The following is an 18,938-nucleotide window of genomic DNA, read 5'->3' as shown; positions in this document are numbered from 1 at the left end:
GGGCCCCGCCGCGGCCGGCCAAGGTGCCGTAATGGGCCTTCGGGCCGCCTGCCCCGCGTGATTCACTGCGGGCAGATATCCCAGAGGTGCGAGAAGGGGAGGCCGACGTGCCCCATGAGGTAGATCAGTCGTTCCTGGCACTGCCGCTGCGGGCGCTCGCCGACGCCGCGCTCGCCCGCGCGCGGGCGCTCGGCGCCGACCATGCCGATTTCCGGTTCGAGCGGGTACGGGACGCGGCCTGGCGGCTGCGGGACGGCAAGCCCGCCGGGACGTCGGACACCACCGATCTCGGTTACGCGGTCCGGGTGGTGCACGGCGGCGCCTGGGGCTTCGCGTCCGGGGTCGATCTGTCGATGGACGCGGCGGCGCGGGTCGCCGGGCAGGCCGTGGCGATGGCCAAGCTGTCGGCGAAGGTGATCTCGGCGGCCGGTTCCGACGAGCGGGTCGAGCTGGCCGAGGAGCCGGTGCACGCCGAGAAGACCTGGGTCTCGGCGTACGAGATCGACCCGTTCGAGGTGCCCGACGAGGACAAGAGCGGTCTGCTCGCCGAGTGGAGCGCGCGGCTGCTGCGGGCCGAGGGCGTCGCGCATGTGGACGCGTCGCTGCTCACCGTCCATGAGAACAAGTTCTACGCGGACACCGCCGGCACGGTCACCACCCAGCAGCGTGTGCGGCTGCATCCGCAGCTCACGGCCGTCGCGGTGGACGGCAAGAGCGGTGAGTTCGACTCGATGCGCACGATCGCCCCGCCCGTCGGCCGGGGTTGGGAGTACCTGACCGGGACCGGCTGGGACTGGGACGCCGAGTTGGAGCGCATCCCCGGGCTGCTCGCCGAGAAGATGCGCGCGCCGAGCGTCGAGGCCGGCACGTACGACCTGGTGGTCGACCCGTCCAATTTGTGGCTGACGATCCACGAGTCGATCGGTCATGCCACCGAGCTGGACCGGGCGTTGGGATACGAAGCGGCGTACGCGGGCACCTCCTTCGCCACGTTCGACCAGCTCGGGAAGCTGGCGTACGGCTCCTCGGTGATGAATGTGACGGGTGACCGGACCGCCGAACACGGTCTGGCCACCATCGGGTACGACGACGAGGGCGTCGAGGCGCAGTCCTGGGACCTGGTCAAGGACGGCACGCTCGTCGGGTACCAGCTGGACCGCCGTATCGCGAAGCTCACCGGCCTCGGCCGCTCCAACGGCTGCGCGTACGCCGATTCGCCGGGCCATGTGCCCGTACAGCGCATGGCGAACGTGTCGCTGCGGCCGGATCCGGGCGGGCTCGCGACGGAGGATCTGATCGGCGGTGTGGAGCGCGGGATCTATGTGGTCGGCGACCGGTCGTGGTCGATCGACATGCAGCGCTACAACTTCCAGTTCACCGGCCAGCGGTTCTTCCGTATCGAGAACGGCAAGCTGGCGGGCCAGTTGCGCGATGTCGCCTACCAGGCGACGACCACGGACTTCTGGGGCTCCATGGAGGCGGTCGGCGGACCGCAGACGTATGTCCTGGGCGGCGCCTTCAACTGCGGCAAGGCCCAGCCGGGGCAGGTCGCGGCGGTCTCCCACGGATGCCCGTCGGCTCTCTTCCGCGGCGTCAACATCCTGAACACGACGCAGGAGGCCGGGCGATGACGGCGAGCACGGATGCCGGCCGGGGGTCCGGGGGCCGCCGGGCGATGACGACCGGCATCCGAACCGGCCGGGGGTCCGGGGGCCGCCTCCCGGAACAGCACAGTCTCAACACCACGCAGGAGGCCGGACGATGACCACGAGCCGCAGCAGCAAGCCGTACGAGATCGTCGAGCGCGCTCTCGAACTGTCCACCGCCGACGGCTGTGTGGTCATCGCCGACGAGCAGTCCTCCGCCAATCTGCGCTGGGCGGGCAACGCGCTGACCACGAACGGGGTCACCCGCGGCCGGACCCTGACGGTCGTCGCGACCGTCGACGGCGCGCGGGGCACCGCCTCCGGGGTCGTGTCGCGTTCCGCCGTCACCGCCGACGAGCTGGAGCAGGTCGTACGGGCCGCCGAGGCCGCCGCGCGCGGGGCCGAGCCCGCCGAGGACGCTCAGCCCCTGGTCGACGCGGACCGGGCGAACGGCGCCGGGGGCGGGGATTTCACGGACGCGCCCGCCGAGACGACCTCCGCCGTCTTCGCGGACTTCGCGCCCGCGCTCGGCGAGTCGTTCGCCCGTGCCCGCGCCGGCGGACGTGAGCTGTACGGCTTCGCCCATCACATGCTGACCTCGACCTACCTCGGTACGTCGACGGGCGTACGGCTGCGCCACGACCAGCCGAGCGGCACGCTGGAGCTGAACGCCAAGTCCCCCGACCGCACCCGCTCCGCCTGGGCGGGCCGGGCCACGCGCGACTTCAAGGATGTGGACCCGGCGTCACTCGACGCCGAGCTGGCGCAGCGGCTGGCCTGGGCCGAGCGGAAGATCGAGCTGCCCGCCGGGCGGTACGAGACGCTGCTGCCGCCCACCGCCGTGGCCGACCTGCTGATCTACCAGCTGTGGTCCTCGGCCGCCCGCGACGCCGCGGAGGGCCGTACGGTCTTCTCCCGCCCCGGCGGCGGCACCCGCGTCGGGGAGAAGCTCTCCGAGCTGCCGCTGACCCTGCGCAGCGACCCGAACGAGCCCGGTCTGGAGTCCGCGCCGTTCGTGATCGCGCACGCCTCCGGTGACGACGCGTCCGTGTTCGACAACGGTCTGCCGCTGGCGGCGACGGACTGGGTACGGGGCGGGGAGCTGAGCCATCTGGTCACCACCCGGCACAGCGCCGCCCTGACCGGGCTGCCGGTCGCGCCCGGCATCGGCAATCTGATCCTGGACGGCGGCGGTGAGCGTTCGCTGGAGGAGATGGTGTCGGCCACCACGCGCGGGCTGCTCCTGACCTGCCTCTGGTACATCCGCGAGGTCGACCCGGCGACACTGCTGCTCACCGGGCTGACCCGGGACGGCGTGTATCTCGTCGAGAACGGCGAGGTCGTCGGGGAGGTGAACAACTTCCGGTTCAACGAGTCGCCCGTCGGTCTGCTGTCGCGGGTGACCGAGGCCGGACGTACGGAGAAGACGCTGCCGCGCGAGTGGGGCGACTGGTTCACCCGGGCGGCGATGCCCGCGCTGCGCGTCCCGGACTTCAACATGAGCTCGGTCAGCCGGGGCGTGTGACGCCCATAGACTGGTCGTACATATATGAACCACCCCCACGTACGAAGCATTCGCGTACGAACCATGCGAGGAGACACACGACCGTGACGGACATCGTCGACGAGCTGAAGTGGCGCGGGCTGTTCGCCCAGTCCACTGACGAGGACGCTTTGCGCAAGGCGCTCGCGGACGGTCCCGTCACGTTCTATTGCGGGTTCGACCCGACCGCGGCCAGCCTGCACGTGGGGCATCTCGTGCAGGTGCTGACCGTACGCAGGCTCCAGCAGGCCGGGCACCGGCCGCTGGCCCTGGTGGGCGGGGCCACCGGCCAGATCGGTGACCCCCGGCCGACGGCCGAGCGGACGCTGAACGATCCGGAGACGGTCGCCGGCTGGGTGGCGCGGCTGCGGGCGCAGATCGAGCCGTTCCTCACGTTCGACGGTCCGAACGCGGCCACGATGGTCAACAACCTGGACTGGACCGCGGGCATGTCCGCGATCGAGTTCCTGCGGGACATCGGCAAGCACTTCCGGGTCAACCGGATGCTCGCCAAGGACTCCATCGCCCGCCGGCTGGAGTCCGACGAGGGCATCAGCTACACCGAGTTCAGCTACCAGCTGCTCCAGAGCATGGACTTCCTGGAGCTGTACCGGCGGTACGGATGCGTCCTCCAGCAGGGCGGCAGCGACCAGTGGGGCAACCTCACCGCGGGTCTCGACCTGATCCACCGCCTGGAGCCGGACGCCACCGTGCACGCGCTGGCCACGCCGCTGATGACGAAGGCGGACGGGACCAAGTTCGGCAAGACGGAGGGCGGGGCGGTCTGGCTCGACCCGGAGATGACCACGCCGTACGCCTTCTACCAGTTCTGGCTGAACGTGGACGACCGGGACATCTCCGCGTACAGCCGCATCCTCAGCTTCAAGAGCCGTGCGGAACTGGAAGAGCTGGAGCAGCTCACCGCCGAGCGTCCGCAGGCCCGCGCGGCCCAGCGGGCGCTGGCGGAGGAGCTGACCACGCTCGTCCACGGCGCGGACCAGTGCGCGGCGGTCGTCGCCGCTTCCCGGGCGCTGTTCGGCCAGGGTGAGCTGACGGGACTGGACGAGGCGACGCTGAGCGCGGCGCTCTCCGAGGTGCCGCGCGCCCGGATCGCCGAGCTGGGACCGGTGGTGGACCTCTTCGCCGAGGCCGGGCTGGCGCCGAGCAAGTCGGCGGCCCGGCGCACGGTCAAGGAGGGCGGGGCCTACGTGAACAACGTGAAGGTCGCCGACGCGGACACCGTCCCGGACCGTACGGAACTGCTGCACGGGCGCTGGCTGGTGCTGCGCCGGGGCAAGAAGAACCTGGCCGCGATCGAGGTCACGGCCGGCTGACCGGACGGAAGCGCGGTGGCGTCGGCATCGTGATGCCGCGCGTATCGCCATACCGCCGTATCGCCGTATCGCATACGGCCGCGGCCGGGTACGAGGGCTCTCGCTCACGTACCCGGCCGCGGCCGTTTCCTTCCCGAGGTCCGATCAAGTCGGGTCCGATCGGGTCGGGCCCGATCGGGTCGGACTCAGACTCTCTGTCTGGCGCTCTTGCCCTTGCCGCCCCGGACCGCGTTCCAGATCATGTCGGCCACGAAGACCACGAGGATGGCCCCGATCAGCTGGAGCACATGACGGGTCCAGTCGATGCCCTTGGTGTCGGCGACGCCGATCCAGCTCGCGACGGCGTTGCCGAGAATGCTGCCGAGGATGCCGCACAAGGTCGTCAGCCACAGAGGGATGTGCTGCTTGCCCGGGATGACCGCTCTGGCGATCAGACCGAGCACCAGACCCACAATGATTGCCCACAACCAGCTCATCGTCGCCTCCTCATGCGGCGCGGTATGCGCATGTGCGCTCAGTGTGGGGTGATACGCCATACGCCGCATGTCGGACAGTGCCGTACGTGGCGGGACCAGATGGATCGGTCAGGATGAGGGTGACCCGCTCTCGTCGGCGCGGGGGCCCCGGCGTACCGTGGTGGGAGTCCGGTCCGGGGAGAGTCCGGCACAGGAATCAGGTGGTGGAACGTGATGCGGAAGCAGAGCGGCGCTGAGGTCTTCCGGATCACGGGGGCCCGGCAGGGACTCGCCGACGATGTGCGCGGCCGGCAGCGCCGGTATGTGATCTCGATGTCCGTACGGACCCTTTCGGTGATCGCGACCGTGGCCCTGTGGAACGTGGAACGGCCGGTCGCGATCGTGACGCTCGCCCTCGGGATGCTGCTTCCGTACGTGGCCGTGGTGATCGCCAACGCGGGCCGGGAGAACGTCCCTTCGATGCCGTCGACGTACGTCACCGCACCGGTCCGTACGATGATCGCGCCCCCGTCCGGAACCGCCACGGCGGAGTCCGGAGCCGCCGCGACAGACCGGGAGCAGGCCGCGCCCCCGCGCGAAAAAGCGTGACCTGACGCGGTCGGAAGCTCACAGAACCGGTATCCGGCGGTCCGCGAAGCTCAAGAAAACCTCAGATCAATCGTGAAGTTCCGGTGCCCGGCACCCCGTTGCTCATGACATACTTTCCAGGCGCTCCGCATCCCCCGTCGGAGCGATGGACCGACGCCGGGCAGCTCCCCCCGTGGCTGCCCGGCGTCGCCGTTTCCGGCGCCGTTTCCGGCCCTGTTTTACGCCTGCCGGACGTAGCTGAGCGTTGGCCTAGGGTGGTCGGGTGAACTCCCCCGATTCATCACGTCCCGCCGATTTCGGCGGCCTCTTCTCTCCCGGCCCCGCCGCCGATGACGACGCGACGCCGATCTGTTCCGCGAAGGGCTGCCGCACCCCGGCCGTCTGGGTCCTCGCCTGGAACAATCCCAAGCTGCACACACCGGAGCGGCGCAAGACCTGGCTCGCCTGTGACGAGCATCGCGAGCATCTCTCCTCGTTCCTCGGTGTGCGCGGTTTCCTCAAGGAGGTCGTGACCCTCGCCGAGTGGGAGGGCCGCTCAGCCTCCGATGGCTGACATCGGGCGGTCGGGCTGAAGGAAGGCCGGATCGTCCAGGCCGGAGCCGGCCTTCTTGCCCCACATCGCCAGCTTCCAGAGCCTGGCGATCTCCTCGTCGGGCGCCTGGGAGCGCAGCGCGCTCCGCAGGTCCGTCTCCTCCTGGGCGAACAGGCAGGTGCGTATCTGTCCGTCGGCGGTCAGCCGGGTGCGGTCGCAGGCGTGGCAGAACGGGCGGGTCACCGATCCGATCACCCCGACGCGGTGCGGGCCGCCGTCCACGACCCAGCGCTCGGCGGGCGCCGAACCGCGCTCGGACTCGCCCTCGGCGGTCAGCTCGAAGCGCGTACGCAGCGACTCCACTATGTCACCAGCCGTGATCATGCTGTCGCGCTTCCAGCCGTGCTGGGCGTCGAGCGGCATCTGCTCGATGAAGCGCAGTTCGTAGCCGTGCTCCACGGCCCAGGCCAGCAGCTCGGGTGCCTCGTCGTCGTTGAGCCCCGGCATCAGGACGGTGTTGACCTTGACCGGGGTCAGTCCGGCGTCGCGGGCCGCGTGCAGCCCGTCGAGCACATCCGCGTGCCGGTCGCGGCGGGTGAGGGTCTTGAAGACATCGGGCCGCAGGGTGTCGAGCGAGACGTTGACGCGGTCCAGGCCGGCGGCCTTCAGCGCGGCGGCTGTGCGCTTGAGCCCTATCCCGTTCGTGGTCAGCGACATCCTGGGGCGTGGCGTCAGCCCCGCGCACCGCTCCACGATCCCGACCAGGCCGGGCCTGAGCAGCGGCTCACCGCCGGTGAAGCGGACTTCGGTGATGCCCAGTCGCGTCACGGCGATCCCGATCAGCCGCACGATCTCGTCGTCACTCAGCAGGTCGGACTTGGTGAGCCACTGGAGGCCCTCTTCCGGCATGCAGTACGTGCAGCGGAGGTTGCACCGGTCCGTGAGTGAGACGCGCAGGTCGGTGGCCACTCGGCCGTAGGTGTCGATGAGCACTGTGGGCCCCCTCCCGGTGGTCTCCGTGATCGGATCGGCCGTGTGATCAGCCCTGGGTGATCCGTCCTGTGTGATCAGCCCTGTGATCGGATCCGACACCGTCGAGCCTACGTCAGACCTCTGACACCACCCGAAGCCCGTTTGTCACAAGGAGCGTAGAAGCGGCGTGGCCGCGCCGTTGGACTCTACGGCGCGGCCACGGAAAAGGCTCTTGCACGGACGCTCTTGTACGGACGCGCTTGTACGGACTCTCTTGTAAGGACGCGCCTGTACGGACTCCTTTGTACGGACGCGACTCCTCGGTCAGTGCGCGCCGGTGCCGGTGAGGGACTTGACCTCCAGCTCGGCGTACTTGCCCTTGTCCGGCTCCTCCTTCGACAGTACGGTGCCGAGCCAGCCGAGCAGGAAGCCCAGCGGGATCGAGATCAGCCCCGGGTTCTCCAGCGGGAAGAAGTGGAAGTCGACGCCCGGGAACATCGAGGTCGGCTTGCCCGAGACGACCGGCGAGAACAGCACCAGCAGCACGGACGAGGCCAGACCTCCGTAGATCGACCAGAGAGCGCCCTGCGTGGTGAACCTCTTCCAGAACAGGCTGTAGAGGATGGTCGGCAGATTGGCCGAGGCGGCGACGGCGAAGGCGAGCGCGACCAGCCCGGCCACGTTCAGATCGCGGGCGAGGGCGCCGAGCGCGATGGAGACGACGCCGATGGCGACGGTCGCCCAGCGCGCCGCGCGGACCTCCTCCTTCTCGGTGGCCTGGCCTTTGCGGATGACGTTGGCGTAGATGTCGTGCGCGAAGGACGACGAGGACGCCAGGGTGAGGCCCGCGACCACGGCGAGGATGGTGGCGAAGGCGACGGCGGAGATCACGGCGAGCAGGATCGCGCCGCCCGTCGAGTCGGCGCCGCCGCCGATCTCCAGGGCGGCCAGCGGGGCCGCCGTGTTTCCCGCCTTGTTGGAGGCGATGATGTCGCCGGGCTTGAGCAGCGCGGCGGCGCCGAAGCCGAGCACGATGGTCATCAGGTAGAAGGCGCCGATGATGCCGATGGCCCAGATGACCGACTTACGGGCGGCCTTGGCGGTAGGCACGGTGTAGAAGCGGATCAGGATGTGCGGCAGGCCCGCCGTACCGAGGACCAGCGCGATGCCGAGCGAGATGAAGTCCAGCTTCGAGGTCTCGGTGGCCCCGTACTTGAGGCCGGGCTCCAGGAAGGCCGCGCCCTTGCCGCTGTTGCTCGCCGCCGTGCCCAGCAGGTCGGAGAGGTTGAAGTGGAACTTCCACAGGATCAGGAAGGTGATCAGCAGGGTGCCCGCGATGAGCAGCACGGCCTTGACCATCTGGACCCAGGTGGTGCCCTTCATCCCGCCGATGGTGACGTACACGATCATCAGCAGGCCGACCAGCGCGACGATGGCGATCTTCCCGCCGTCGCTGGTGATGCCGAGCAGCAGCGAGACCAGCACGCCCGCGCCGGCCATCTGCGCCAGCAGGTAGAAGATCGAGACGACGATGGTGGAGGTGCCTGCGGCGGTACGGACCGGGCGCTGGCGCATGCGGTACGCGAGGACGTCGCCCATCGTGTACCGGCCGGAGTTGCGCAGCGGTTCGGCGACGAGCAGCAGCGCGACCAGCCAGGCGACCAGGAAGCCGATGGAGTAGAGGAAGCCGTCGTAGCCGAAGAGGGCGATGGCGCCGGCGATACCGAGGAAGGACGCGGCGGACATGTAGTCGCCGGAGACCGCGAGGCCGTTCTGGAAACCGGTGAACTGCCGCCCGCCCGCGTAGAAGTCGGAGGCGCTCTTGGTCTGGCGGCCGGCCCAGACGGTGATGACCAGGGTGGCGACGACGAAAAGCCCGAACAGCGTGATGATCAGCGGCCGGTGCTCGCTGGCGTCCGTGGCGGCGGCGAGCTGGTGCTGGAACGGGTGGTCGATCAGTCGGCCGGGATGGCTCATGAACTGGTCGGGGTGGCTGATGAGCTGGCCTGGGTGACTCATACGTCCGCCTCCATACGGGACTTGATGGCGTCCGCCTTCGGGTCGAGCTGCTGGGACGCGTGCCGGGCGTAGAACCAGGCGATGAGGAAGGTGGTGGCGAACTGCGCGAGGCCGAGGACCAGGGCGACGTTGATGTTGCCGAAGAGCTTGGTGCCCATGAAGCCGCCCGCGTAGTTGGACAGCAGGACGTACAGCAGGTACCAGGCGATGAAGGCGACGGTCAGCGGGAAGGCGAAGGAGCGGTAGGTGCGGCGCAGTTCGCCGAACTCCTCGCTCTCCTGCACCTCGACGAACTGGGCCGTCGTGGGCTGGGCCGGTGTGGACGAGGCCGGTGTGGACGAGGCCGGCTTCGGCTTGTCCAGCGTGTGCTGGGCGGGGCTGGTGTCCTTACCGCCCTCGGGCGGCGGTACATCGGTAGCCACGGAATCTCCTCGTGACGCGGGTGCGATGGGGTCGGTCATTAGGGGGACCTCGCGGGGGGTGAGTTGGTGCACGTCTCCCTGACAACGGCACGGAGGGCATCGCGAAGCGGTTCAACACCGGCCTTTTTCTTGTGCTTTCTTCCGGAAATCATTGATGAGCAGCAATGATCAGAGATAAGTTCCGTTGTCATGCCCCCGTCCGCGCGCGACGTGCGCGAGGGACGGCATTTCATGGATGATGTGGAGAACCCATGGCTCATCTGGGATCCAGACGGCGGCGCGTACTCGCCCTGCCCGTAGGTCTGGCGCTCACCGCTTCGCTCGGCCTCCTGCCCGCCGCCGCCACGGCCTCGGCCGCTCCGGCGGTGAGCGCGCCCGCCGCGGTGGCCAAGGACGGCCCGAAGCTCTCATACGTCGTGAACACCCGTGGCGGGCACTCCACCGTCAAGGCCGTCAAGAAGGCGATCGACCGGGCCGGCGGCACGGTGGTGACGAGCTATGAGCAGATAGGCGTCATAGTCGTCACCTCGCAGAACCCCGACTTCGCCCGGAGCATACGCAAGGTCCCGGGGGTCGGTTCGGCCGGTGCCACCCGTACGGCGCCGCTGCCCGCGCAGTCCACGACGGATGTCGGCGAGCCTCAGGTGCTCGGCGCCGACGAGGTCGCGGCAGCGACGGCGCGTACGAAGGCGGGCGCGAAGGCCGCCGGCCAGGACCCGTTGGAGCCCTTGCAGTGGGACCTGCCCGCCATCAAGGCGGACAAGGCGCACGAGAAGACGCTCGGCAGCAAGAACGTCACGGTCGCCGTCATCGACACGGGTGTCGACGACACGCACCCGGACATAGCGCCGAACTTCGACCGCGACGCGTCGGTGAACTGCGTGGGCGGCAAGCCGGACACGGCGGACGGCGCCTGGCGGCCGAGCGCCGAGGAGAGCCCGCACGGCACGCATGTGGCGGGTGAGATAGCGGCGGCGAAGAACGGCGTGGGTGTCACCGGTGTCGCGCCGGGCGTGAAGGTGTCCGGCATCAAGGTGTCCACGACGGCCGGGTTCTTCTACACCGAGGCCGTCGTGTGCGGCTTCGTCTGGGCCGCCGAGCACGGCGTCGATGTGACGAACAACAGCTATTACACCGACCCGTGGTACTTCAACTGCACGACCGACCCGGACCAGAAGGCCCTGGTCGAGGCCCTCACCCGGGCCACTCGGTACGCCGAGAAGAAGGGCACGGTCAATGTGGCCGCGGCGGGCAACGAGAATTACGATCTCGCGTCCGACTCGATCACCGACCCGACCAGCCCGAACGACACCACTCCGGGCGACCGTGTCATCGACCCGTCCGAGTGCCTGGACATACCGACCCAGCTGCCGGGTGTGGTCACCGTGGCGTCCACCGGTGCCAAGGGGCTGAAGTCCTCGTTCTCCAACCACGGTCTCGGTGTCGTCGATGTCGCGGCCCCGGGCGGCGACTCCACCTCGTACCAGACACCGGCCCCGCCGGCGACCAGCGGTCTGATCCTGGGCCCGCTGCCGGGCGGCACGTGGGGGTACATGGCCGGTACGTCGATGGCCTCCCCGCATGTCGCGGGCGTCGCCGCGCTGCTGAAGTCCACGCACCCGCGCGCCTCGGCCTGGGCGATCAAGGCGCTGCTCACGGCGCAGGCCGACGACACCGCCTGCCCTCCGTCGTACGACATCGACGGTGACGGCGAGATCGACGCGGTCTGCACGGGCGGCAAGCGCCACAACAGCTTCTACGGGGCGGGTCTGGTCAACGCCCTGGACGCGGTGCGCAAGTAAACAACAGGCAGTACACGTACGGGGGTTACGCCGAGAGCGGCGTAACCCCCGTACGTACGAGTCATGACGTCCGGGTCACGGCTTGACGAGGACCTTGAGCGCGGTGCGCTCGTCCATCGCCTTGTAGCCGTTCGGCACGTCGTCGAGGCCGACCGTCATGTCGAAGACCGGCGACGGGTCGATCGTGCCGTCCAGCACGTCGGGAAGCAGCTCGGGAAGGTAGGCGCGGGCGGGGGCGACGCCGCCGCGCAGGGCGATGTTCGACTTGAACATGTGGCCCAGGTCCACTCCGGTGGCGCTGCCGTGCGGCACGCCGACATAGCCGACGGAGCCGCCGCCGCGGGCGATCCGCAGGGCCGTGTTCATCGACTGCTCGGTGCCGACCGCCTCGATGACGCAGTGCGCGCCCTGCCCGCGGGTGAGTTCCAGGACGGCCTCGACCGCCGCGTCACCCCGCTCGGCGACGATCTCGGTGGCGCCGAAGGTCTTGGCGATGTCGGTACGGGACCGGTGGCGGCCGAGCGCGATGATCCGCTCGGCGCCCAGCCGCTTGGCGGCCAGCACGCCGCAGAGTCCGACCGCGCCGTCGCCGACGACCGCGACCGTGCTGCCGCGCCGCACTCCCGCGCCGACGGCCGCGTGGTGGCCGGTGCCCATCACGTCGGAGAGCGCCAGCAGCCCGGTCAGCAGCCGGTCGTCGGAGGCCGCGTCGGCCGGGAGCTTGACGAGCGTGCCGTCGGCGAAGGGCACGCGTACGGCCTCGCCCTGTCCGCCGTCGGATCCGGGCTCGCCCCAGATACCGCCCTGGGGGCAGGAGGTCTGGATCCCGTCATGGCAGAAGTCGCAGAGACCGTCGGACCACGCGAAGGGCGCGACGACGAGGTCACCGGCCGAGAATCCGTTCACGTCCGAGCCGGCTTCCTCGATCACGCCGAGGAACTCGTGGCCGATGCGCTGCTCGGGCCCGGTGGGGCCCTCACCGCGGTACGGCCACAAGTCGCTACCGCAAATACAGGCACGCAGGACCCGCACCACCGCGTCGGTGGACTGCCGGATCGTGGGGTCCGCCACCTCTTCCACCCGTATGTCGTGGGGGGCATGGATGACTGTCGCGCGCATGGGGTGTTTCCTCTTCCTCTTCGATCAGAGTCATGTTCGATCAGGGTCACGCAGAGTCGATCGACTGTGATCAGACGCTGATGCAAACGTTCACCGTAAGCCCGTGCCCAGGGGGCTGTGCAAACGCGCGTCCCGGCGGCCCCCGGCGCCGTACGATCCTGAGCACCGGTACGCCCGTGGCACGACCGGTGAGGGAGGCCACGGGGACGATGCGCGGAACGATGGGGGAAAGCGGTCGTGCAGGGTCTCGAAGTGGTGCTCGCCCGGCTCGCGGGCACGGTCGCGGGCGCGCTCGCCAAGTCCCTGCTGACCCCGCTGGTCCCCAGACCGGGCGCGGCCCTGGTCACCTCCCCGGTCCGGCCCCTCCCCCGCCCGGCCTCCCCGGACCGGCTGGCGAAGGTCCTGGGCCGCCGTCTCTCCGACGCGTACGCCTCCCTGTCCGAGAACGAGCGGCTGGCGGCCGTCGATTCCGTGCAGGCCACCTTCGCGGCGGCGGGCCCGCTCGACGCGGAGCTGCTGTTCGCGTTGGATCTGGCCCCGGAGCGGCTGTGCCAACGGCTGCGGGCACCGGCAGCGGGGTTGAGCGAGGAGGGGCTCCGGCTGTACGGGGAACTCCTGGCCCTCTGCTGCGCGCATCTGGTGGAGCAGCTCACGGTCCACCCCTCGTTCGCGGCGCGGGCGGCGGTGGAGCAGGCACGGGCGGCGGGCCGGACTCGCGAGGTGGTCGAGGACGTACGGGACCGGCTGGGCCCGCGCCCGGAGTCGGCGGCGCTGGATTTCGAGCGGCGGTACGCGCAGTACGTGGCCGCGACGCACGGGCGGCTGGAGCTGTTCGGCCTGACGCTGGGCCGGTCGGGGCGGGAGTTGCCGCTGGACACGGCCTACATCAGCCTGGCGGTGAGCGGCGACCCCGGAGGGCCGGCCCTGCGGCACGCCGGTCCGACCACGCTCACCACCGAGCAGGCGCTGGCCGGAGCGGACCGGCTGCTGTTACGCGGCCCCGCCGGCTCGGGCAAGAGCACGCTGGTGCAGTGGCTGGCGCTGACGGCAGCCCGGCGCGGCTTCGTCCCCGAACTGGCGGACTGGAACCGGTGCGTGCCGTTCGTCCTGCGCCTGCGGGCGTTCACGTCGTCGGGGACGCTGCCGATGCCCGAGGACTTCCTGCGGGCGGCCGGAGTGCCGCTGTCACCGGCGGCCGGATGGGCCGAGAGCCTGCTGACGGAGGGCCGGGCGCTGGTCCTGGTCGACGGCGTGGACGAGGTTCCGACGCGGCTGCGGGCCCGTACGGAGGCCTGGCTGAAATCCCTGGTCGCGGCCTTCCCCAGGGTGCGCTGCGTGGTGACGACCCGCCCGTCGGCGGTACCGCAGGACTGGCTGTCCGGGCTGGGCTTCGTGACGCACTCGCTCCTGCCGATGGAGCGGGACGACATCAGGTCGTTCGTCGAGCACTGGCACGGCTCGGCACGGCTCGAATGCCTCTCGGACACCGAGCGGGCGCAGCTCGACACGTACGAGAAGTCACTCCTCCACGCGGTGACCACGCGCCGGGACCTGGGCAGGCTGGCGACCAACCCGCTGATGTGCGCCCTGCTGTGCGCCCTGAACCGGGACCGCCGGATGCAACTGCCCCGCGCCCGGAAGGAGTTGTACGACGCGGCGCTGGACATGCTGCTCGTACGGCGGGACACCGAGCGGGAGATCCTGGCCGTCGAGGGCGTCACCCTGACCCGTGACGAGCAGACGGCGCTGCTCCAGCGGCTGGCGTACTGGCTGATCCGCAACGGCCAGGTGGAGGCGGCCCGGGACGAGGCCGTGGAGATGGTGGGCGAGTGGCTGGCCTCGATGCCCCAGGTCCAGGGGAACGCCGACCAGGTCTTCACGCACCTGCTGATCCGCAGCGGCCTGCTGCGCGAACCGATGGCGGGCGCGGTCGACTTCGTACACCGGACCTTCCAGGACTACCTGGGCGCGAAGGCGGCGGTCGAAGCGCGGGACTTCGGTGTGCTGGTGCGCAACGCGCACGACGACCAGTGGGACGACGTCGTACGGATGGCGGTGGGCCACGCCCGCGTGGACGAACGGGGAGGTCTGCTACGGAAGTTGCTCCGCCGCGCGGACCGCGCACCGCGTCTGCGCCACCGGCTGGTGCTGCTGGCGGCGGCCTGCCTGGAGCACGCTCCGGAGCTGGACCCGGCGGTACGGGCGGAGGTGGAGGCGCGGACGGCGGAACTGCTGCCACCGCACGACCTGCGGGACGCGGAGGAGCTGGCGAAGGCGGGAGAGCTGGTACTCGAACTCCTGCCGGGGGCCGAGGGGTTGGGTGAGCTTACGGCGGCCGCGGTGGTGCGGACGGCGGCGCTCATCGAGGGGGATGCCGCGTTCGAGGTGATCTCCAGGTTCCGGGAGGACTCACGTCGGGAAGTCGCCTTCGAGGTGTCACGGGCGTGGGCGTCATTCAACAGTGAGGCGTACGCCGAGGCTGTCCTGTCCGCGCAGACCTGGGACAACTCCTACCTGTACGTGCGGACTTCGGAGCAGCTTCGGGCACTGCGGTACGTCCCCCAGGCCCGTAGCGTGCATGTAAGCGGCGATCACGGTGACCTCAGACCGCTCCTCGCCCTGGAGGACCTGGACCGCCTCTATCTCCAGGACAACAACGTGCTGACCGATCTCTCGGCCCTCGCGTCCCTTCCGGGGCTCTCGGGCTTGTCCTTCATCCAGTGCCCCGTCATAAGGGAATTGGGCGAACTGGCCCGCCCCGGACTCACAAGCCTCCTCCTGTACGACATGCATCACGACCTGTCGTTGGAGCCGCTGCGTGACATGCCCGATCTCCGGCAAGCCGTGTTCGACTACCCGTTGCTCATGGAGAGCGTGGGCGAACTGCCGATCGGCCCGCAGCTCACCGAGCTCGACCTCTTGCGCCAGACCAGTCACGTGAGCCTGGAAGGCATCGAGCGCTGGCCACAGCTCACGAGACTCTCACTGTCCGGGGCAACCCAGATCGGCCAGCTCGCCGAGAACCCTTCCCTGAACAGCCTGGTCGAGCTGGACCTCGGGCGGCAGGACTCGCTCGACCTGAGGCAGATCGGTCATCTGACGGAGCTGCGACGACTCTCCCTGTGGCTCTGCGACGTATCCAGTGGACTCGCCCCTCTCCGCGACCTGCCCGTCCTCACCACTCTGCGACTCTTCTCGTGCGCCTCGTCGGGACCTCCTCTCGACCTGAGTCCGCTGGCCGATCTGGAGAGAGTCACCATCAGGATTCCTGGAGACGACACACCGGTGACCGGAGAAGAGCACTTCCCGCCCGGCCGGATCATCCGCATGTGATCAGACCCCCGCCGCCCCCAACAACGCCCCCGCCGCGTACGTAACTCCCATCGCGACCGCTCCCCCGCCCATGTTCCGCAGCACCGCCGGCCGCACCGCCGCCGAGCCGAGCCTGGCGCTCCCCCAGCCCGTCAGGGCCAGGGCCACCAGTACCGAAAGCACCGTCACCACCAGCCGGGACGACGCCGGCGGCAGCACCATCGCGAGCAGCGGCAGCAGCGCGCCCACGGTGAAGGCGAGGAAGCTGGCGCCCGCCGCGTGCCATGGGTTGGTGAGGGAGTCGGGGTCGATGCCCAGCTCCACGCGCGCGTGGGCGCGCAGCGCGTCCCGGTTCGTGAGCTGTTCGGCCGCCTCACGGGCGACCTCCTGCGAGAGGCCGCGTTCCGCCAACATCTCGGTCAGCTCGTCGAGTTCGGCCTTCGGCTGCTCGCGCAGCTCGCGCCGTTCCAGGTCCAGCGCGGCCTTCTCCGAGTCGCGCTGCGTGGATACCGATACGTACTCGCCCGCCGCCATCGACATCGATCCGGCCAGCAGCCCGGCGAGGCCCGCCGTGAGCAGGGCACCGCGCGAGTCGGTGGCTCCCGCCACACCGACCACGATGCCGGCAGTCGAGACGATCCCGTCGTTGGCTCCGAGGACCGCCGCGCGCAGCCAGTTGAGGCGGCTGCCCAGGGATCCGCCGTGCGGCTCGTCGTGAGTGGTGTCAGTCACCCGGGGAGCGTCTCACGGCCCGTCCACCGCACCCCGGCGTCAACGCGGTCGTCAGCGATCCCCCGTCCGGTGGACCCATCGGGCATGGGAGGAGCGGTGGTTCACCAACTCCGTAACGGCCCTGACGGAACGACGGCTCACGCACCGGCCTCGGCGGCCACGACCGACCGGGTGAAGGACCGGGCGACGGCGTTGTCAGTCGCGGCCCGTATTCTCTGTGACCATGCTCGACGACCAGACGACTGCCCAGACGACCGCAGCGACGTGGCCGGCCGCCTATCCCCAGGGGTACGCGGTCGTTGACGTGGAGACCACCGGACTCGCCCGGGACGACCGGATAGTGTCTGCCGCCGTCTATCGTCTGGACGCTCAGGGCGATGTCGAGGACCACTGGTACACGGTGGTCAATCCGGAGCGCGATCCGGGCCCCGTATGGATTCACGGGCTGACCAGCAAGGTGCTGGAGAGCGCCCCGCTCTTCCCCGAGGTCGCCGGCGAGCTGGCCGAACGGCTCGACGGGCGGGTGCTCGTGGCGCACAACGCCATCTTCGACTGGTCGATGATCGCCCGGGAGTACGCGCGCGCGGCACGCACCGCGCCCACCCGGCAGCGGCTGTGCACGATCGCGCTCTCGAAGGAGTTGGGCCTGCCCCTGCCCAACCACAAGCTGGAGTCGCTCGCCGCGCACTTCGGCGTCGTACAGCAGCGCGCGCACCACGCCCTCGACGACGCACGCGTGCTGGCCGAGGCCTTCCGCCCGAGCCTCCATGCGGCGGCCAGGGACGGCGTACGGCTCCCGCTCCTCGAATGCCTGCCGCTCACCGAATGGTCCGACGCCCCCGCCCGGCCCCGGGTCGGTTATCAGCCGTCGTACCGTCAGCAGGGAAGCTGGCGGCCCTCGCGCAAGCGGCCGGCCTGTCCGTATCCGAACCCGGGCCGGTACGAGCCGGGCGGGACGCTGGTGCAGGGGATGCGGGTGGCGTTCTCGGGCGACACGTCCGTCGACCGCGAACTGCTGGAGGACCGGGCGGTCGAGGCGGGGCTGCACATCGCGACGAGCGTGTCGCGGCTGACCAGTCTGCTGGTGACCAACGACCCGGCGTCCTCGACCTCCAAGACGGTCAAGGCCGCGTCGTTCGGCACGCCCGTCCTTGACGAGGCGGCCTTCACACAGCTGCTGCGGGACGTAACACCCGCCACGGCGCCCGCACGAGGCTCCGACTGACCTGTCCGTGCGTCGACCGACCTGTCCCGGTGTCCGGCCCGCAGACGGGTGATTGGCGCGCGACTCGCCACCGGACCGCTCGCGTACGGCGGCCCGGCGTCCCACTCTGTGGCGCATGGCACGTTGTGAGGTCTGCGGAAACGACTACGGGATGTCCTTCGAGGTGCACGCGCAGGGCGTGGTGCATGTCTTCGACTGCTTCTCCTGCGCCATCCACCGCATGGCGCCCATCTGTGAACACTGCCGGGTCCAGATCATCGGCCAAGGCGTCGAGGCCGACGGACACTGGTTCTGCGGCGCCCACTGCGCCCGCGCCGACGGCAGGGCGGGCATCGTCGACAGGGTCTGAGGTGTCGACAGAGTCCGATCCGAGGCGACGCGGAGACAGAGTCACGGACCGTACGACTCCGCCTCCCATGCCAAGCCATCGACTCTCTCGGCACCGACCTCGGCGAAGCCGACGACGGCAAAGACGACCCACCAGCCGCAGCCGTCGTCCGCTGACGTTGCCGTCAACTACTGCCGTCAAACACCCCAGAGGCCCCGCCGGAGCACCATTCCGGTGGGGCCTCTCGTTACTCGCACGACTTCTTGTCAGCGGCGGTCACGATCTCGTCACCGGCTGCCTTAATGGACGCAAGCGCATCGTCATCAACTCTCAGCGGCGACGCCAGCGTCTCGATCCATTGGCGCAGGTCGGCCGTAGAGAGTTCACCCCAATGCGGATGCGAGATGGCCCGTCGCGCGATTAGGCTCCAGCGGCGTGAATGGCCCGAAAGCTGATACCAGTCCACATAGGACTGCGCTTTGCCCGGAGTGGGACCGGAACGCACCGCCGCGATCAATCCATCCCGAAGATTGCTCAGCGCCCTCGCAAAGACCGGACTGCCATTGAGAATCTCCGAATCCTCCGACAACTCGAACTTCAGCTCAATTCCAGCACGGAGCAGGACCTCTACCTGCTGCAAGTCGTCGAACTCGACCAGCTCCGTCATCAGAATGGATTCCTTCCATGATGGAGAACATTCTCGGCCGAAATCTTTAGCGACCCTCTTGCGATCAGCTGCGATCCCCCTCCCAGCCCCACTCCCTCCGACATCCGAAATGCGGAAAGATAGCAACTGCTGCCCGCTGACCGAACGCGGCGCTCACCGTATGGAAGTGATTCACAGCCCTGCGGACCCCTCTCAACTTCCCGGCACCGCTCAACGCGACC

General features: G+C 69.6%; 16 protein-coding genes. 9 read left to right on the top strand and 7 right to left on the bottom strand.

Annotated features, from left to right (window positions below; genetic code table 11):
• Positions 1-107 precede the first annotated feature (107 nt).
• The 3 genes from ACIQD6_RS25410 to tyrS all read left to right on the top strand — a co-directional run bounded on the left by ACIQD6_RS25410 (position 108) and on the right by tyrS (position 4,523).
• The gene (locus tag ACIQD6_RS25410; RefSeq protein ID WP_401886103.1) at positions 108-1,631 is read left to right on the top strand and encodes a TldD/PmbA family protein; all 1,524 of its coding nucleotides are present in this window, start codon (positions 108-110) and stop codon (positions 1,629-1,631) included.
• A 130-nt stretch (positions 1,632-1,761) separates the two neighbouring features.
• Positions 1,762-3,171 carry a metallopeptidase TldD-related protein gene (locus ACIQD6_RS25405; RefSeq protein WP_401886101.1) on the top strand — a complete coding sequence of 470 codons (1,410 nt, stop codon included), beginning with the start codon at positions 1,762-1,764 and terminating at the stop codon, positions 3,169-3,171.
• Between the two features lie 83 nt (positions 3,172-3,254).
• Entirely contained in the window at positions 3,255-4,523 is a 1,269-nt protein-coding gene (gene tyrS, locus ACIQD6_RS25400; protein WP_401886099.1) for a tyrosine--tRNA ligase, read from the top strand.
• A 185-nt stretch (positions 4,524-4,708) separates the two neighbouring features.
• On the opposite strand, the gene ACIQD6_RS25395 is transcribed toward tyrS, so the two are convergent.
• On the bottom strand, positions 4,709-4,999 hold the full coding sequence (locus ACIQD6_RS25395; RefSeq protein WP_401886097.1) for a GlsB/YeaQ/YmgE family stress response membrane protein: 291 nt from the start codon (positions 4,997-4,999) through the stop codon (positions 4,709-4,711).
• Positions 5,000-5,212: 213 nt separating this feature from the next.
• On the opposite strand from ACIQD6_RS25395, the gene ACIQD6_RS25390 reads away from it, so the two are divergent.
• On the top strand, positions 5,213-5,587 hold the full coding sequence (locus ACIQD6_RS25390) for a DUF3099 domain-containing protein (RefSeq protein WP_401886094.1): 375 nt from the start codon (positions 5,213-5,215) through the stop codon (positions 5,585-5,587).
• Positions 5,588-5,933: 346 nt separating this feature from the next.
• A complete protein-coding gene (locus tag ACIQD6_RS25385; protein WP_401886188.1) occupies positions 5,934-6,140 on the top strand; it encodes a hypothetical protein in 207 nt (68 codons plus the stop codon).
• Here ACIQD6_RS25385 and moaA read toward each other — a convergent pair.
• From moaA to ACIQD6_RS25370, 3 genes are all read right to left on the bottom strand, one after another.
• Complete coding sequence (gene moaA, locus ACIQD6_RS25380) at positions 6,123-7,112, bottom strand: GTP 3',8-cyclase MoaA (protein ID WP_401886091.1); 990 nt, start codon at positions 7,110-7,112, stop codon at positions 6,123-6,125. The two genes, ACIQD6_RS25385 and moaA, sit on opposite strands and share 18 nt — an antisense overlap.
• Before the next feature lie 303 nt (positions 7,113-7,415).
• Positions 7,416-9,068, bottom strand: a complete 1,653-nt coding sequence (locus tag ACIQD6_RS25375) for a cation acetate symporter (protein WP_401886186.1) — start codon at positions 9,066-9,068, stop codon at positions 7,416-7,418.
• Between the two features lie 38 nt (positions 9,069-9,106).
• Entirely contained in the window at positions 9,107-9,532 is a 426-nt protein-coding gene (locus tag ACIQD6_RS25370; RefSeq protein WP_401886089.1) for a DUF485 domain-containing protein, read from the bottom strand.
• Positions 9,533-9,783: 251 nt separating this feature from the next.
• Between ACIQD6_RS25370 and ACIQD6_RS25365 the strand changes: the two genes are divergently transcribed.
• Entirely contained in the window at positions 9,784-11,334 is a 1,551-nt protein-coding gene (locus ACIQD6_RS25365; protein ID WP_401886087.1) for a S8 family peptidase, read from the top strand.
• Between the two features lie 75 nt (positions 11,335-11,409).
• Here the strand turns inward: ACIQD6_RS25365 and ACIQD6_RS25360 are convergent, their stop codons facing one another.
• On the bottom strand, positions 11,410-12,453 hold the full coding sequence (locus tag ACIQD6_RS25360) for a zinc-dependent alcohol dehydrogenase family protein (protein WP_401886085.1): 1,044 nt from the start codon (positions 12,451-12,453) through the stop codon (positions 11,410-11,412).
• 237 nt (positions 12,454-12,690) lie between these two features.
• On the opposite strand from ACIQD6_RS25360, the gene ACIQD6_RS25355 reads away from it, so the two are divergent.
• Positions 12,691-15,786: an NACHT domain-containing protein gene (locus tag ACIQD6_RS25355; RefSeq protein ID WP_401886083.1), complete on the top strand. Its 3,096-nt coding sequence runs from the start codon at positions 12,691-12,693 to the stop codon at positions 15,784-15,786.
• Here ACIQD6_RS25355 and ACIQD6_RS25350 read toward each other — a convergent pair whose 3' ends face one another.
• Positions 15,787-16,497 (bottom strand): VIT family protein, encoded by a 711-nt coding sequence (locus ACIQD6_RS25350; RefSeq protein WP_401886081.1) that lies wholly within the window; start codon positions 16,495-16,497, stop codon positions 15,787-15,789. It abuts the gene before it with no gap.
• 217 nt (positions 16,498-16,714) lie between these two features.
• Between ACIQD6_RS25350 and ACIQD6_RS25345 the strand changes: the two genes are divergently transcribed.
• Together ACIQD6_RS25345 and ACIQD6_RS25340 are read left to right on the top strand one after the other, a co-directional pair.
• Positions 16,715-17,722 (top strand): DEDDh family exonuclease, encoded by a 1,008-nt coding sequence (locus ACIQD6_RS25345; RefSeq protein WP_401886078.1) that lies wholly within the window; start codon positions 16,715-16,717, stop codon positions 17,720-17,722.
• A 115-nt stretch (positions 17,723-17,837) separates the two neighbouring features.
• Positions 17,838-18,071, top strand: a complete 234-nt coding sequence (locus ACIQD6_RS25340; protein ID WP_401886076.1) for a hypothetical protein — start codon at positions 17,838-17,840, stop codon at positions 18,069-18,071.
• Between the two features lie 226 nt (positions 18,072-18,297).
• On the opposite strand, the gene ACIQD6_RS25335 is transcribed toward ACIQD6_RS25340, so the two are convergent.
• On the bottom strand, positions 18,298-18,717 hold the full coding sequence (locus ACIQD6_RS25335) for a hypothetical protein (RefSeq protein ID WP_401886075.1): 420 nt from the start codon (positions 18,715-18,717) through the stop codon (positions 18,298-18,300).
• Between the last annotated feature and the right edge of the window lie 221 nt (positions 18,718-18,938).

Source organism: Streptomyces sp. NPDC088400 (assembly GCF_044753355.1).
GTDB lineage: Bacteria > Actinomycetota > Actinomycetes > Streptomycetales > Streptomycetaceae > Streptomyces.
The sequence above is the reverse complement of the archived record's forward strand: the minus strand, read 5'-3'. Positions and strand labels throughout refer to the sequence as shown.